Genomic DNA, 1,899 nt, shown 5'->3' on the forward strand with positions numbered 1-1,899 from the left:
AAAGCCCCTGAACACATAGTGTTCAGGGGCTTTGATGTTTAATCACTGCGACCGGGTCTGCCGAGTCCAGGGGCGGGTGTGGCACGCCGGCCGACGTTCATCCGGTCCCTACGCTGGTCCCATAGCCAGGCTTATAGCTACCCTGGTCATCTTCCTGTAGATCTAATCGTTTATGCCAACCATCGGATCTTCTGCTGGCATCATGTTTATGCCGGACACATCCAGCGCCTTGACTTGCACCAGCGGACCGGCGGGCCGGAGACGTCCTGAAAGGCGCGTTTCTCGCAGTTCCCGTGCCCACTACTTCGAACTAATAGAAGCTACTATTGCGCGACGGCTCCCGGATCCTTTCGGATTTCCGTCCGGGCACCGTGGGTTTGATATCTGAGCAAACGCATCCCTGTTCTACTTGACGGCAACTGAGCCGAATCGCTTGATCCCGGATGCGTGCAGGGCCGCGGCAAGAACACCAAGGTATACCTCAAACGCCCATGGGAAGTTTGACGTAGTCGCTTATAACCAATTTCTCTGAATATTTATTCTTGCTGCATATAGTTCGTTTCTCCATGTGGCATCATAAACGCGTGGTCGTTTACAACATTCTGATTGATCACTAGCGACTGGAACCAGCCAGTAGGGGCATACCTTGCCATTGGCAAACTACTGAGTCTTGACAAATATTGGAGGAGCACCAATGAGTGACGACAACGCGAAAACGCCGACTGACGCGGCTCGTGCCATCACCGGCACCTTGGAAACCATTGACGGTCGCGTAGCGCTTCGCTTCGAACTGGGGCTTTCGCATTCGGTTGACCGAGTTTGGCGAGCCGTCAGCGTACCGGAAGAGCTAGCGAGTTGGTTCCCTGCCGCAGTGGACTGGACCCCCGCAAAGGGGGAGAGCTTCGAAGCCGGCGGAGCAACCCTTGAAATCACTGAAGTTGAACCGCAGCGGCTCTTGGCATGGACTTTCGCCGGGGAACTGCAAAGTTTCGAGATCCAGGCTGTGCAGGAGGGCTGCCGACTGACGTTCACTCATGTCTTCGATGACCGCACGCTCGCCGCGCAAACTGCCGCGGGTTGGGACGCCTACTTGTTGCGGCTCGATCCGTATCTTTGTGGACGACCTGTCACAGAGGAAATGGCACATGAGCATTGGGCTGCCGTCCATGAGCATTACGCGCAAAAATTCGGTGTGGATCCGGAACTTGGGCGAAAGTTCGCGGCTTCGTTACGCGCTAGCCAAGACTGACTCGATTGCTCGAATAGCTTTTGATTCGGTAACCAAGCTTGAGTTCTAAGTTGTGGGTGCTGCGAGCCTCAGCCCTAGGTTTGCGGCATTGTCTTATGACGACGGCGACTACTGAATCGCCTCGCTGCTTCGGCGGGGGCCGTTCCCACTACCGGGTACTAAACCAACATGTCAGAGAACTAGCGCGAAGGACTGCTGGAAGATGAGTACCAGTTAGGTCTCTGAAAATTCCGTGGGGTCGGATCCACGGTGTTCTGTCGCCAGTTTCCCGCAAATTTGTGTCCGCTACGCTCGTGCACCTTCGAAGCTTGGCCAGATGGTCCCGTGCCGGCCTCGCTTTTCGTCTGGACATCTAGCAAGCCTGTACACCGGTTGCTAGATTCCGTTGTTGCATTCGATTCAGGTGTGCATCACGATCTTTTGCCGCGTGCTCGAGTGGCTTCAGGGCCCGAATATGTGTTGTACGGGAACGAAACTTCGGCCGCAGAGATGCTCCTCAGCGATCTTTGGCTATTGGCGCGCAATGGGCGATTAAAGGTGTTGCCGGGGTCACGGTATTGTTTTTTGACGGTTTCGTCGAGTTAGGGCGTGTGAGGACTGGTTTTGGGCTGGTTTGGCGGGGTTTCTGGTGGGGGAGAGGGCTATTTCCC

1 protein-coding gene is annotated in these 1,899 nt (G+C 55.5%); it reads left to right on the plus strand.

Annotation, left to right across the window (positions count from 1 at the left end; translation table 11 throughout):
* The first annotated feature begins 694 nt into the window (after positions 1-694).
* Complete coding sequence (locus HED64_RS19590; protein WP_168153619.1) at positions 695-1,249, plus strand: SRPBCC domain-containing protein; 555 nt, start codon at positions 695-697, stop codon at positions 1,247-1,249.
* The last annotated feature ends 650 nt before the right edge of the window (positions 1,250-1,899 follow it).

The sequence above is a fragment of the Paeniglutamicibacter terrestris genome (assembly GCF_012271785.1).
Taxonomy (GTDB): domain Bacteria; phylum Actinomycetota; class Actinomycetes; order Actinomycetales; family Micrococcaceae; genus Paeniglutamicibacter; species Paeniglutamicibacter terrestris.

What these genes read in the sequence shown, in the direction of transcription:
- HED64_RS19590 (WP_168153619.1), top strand. Translation starts at nt 695, where the DNA reads ATGAGTGACGACAACGCGAAAACGCCGACTGACGCGGCTCGTGCCATC.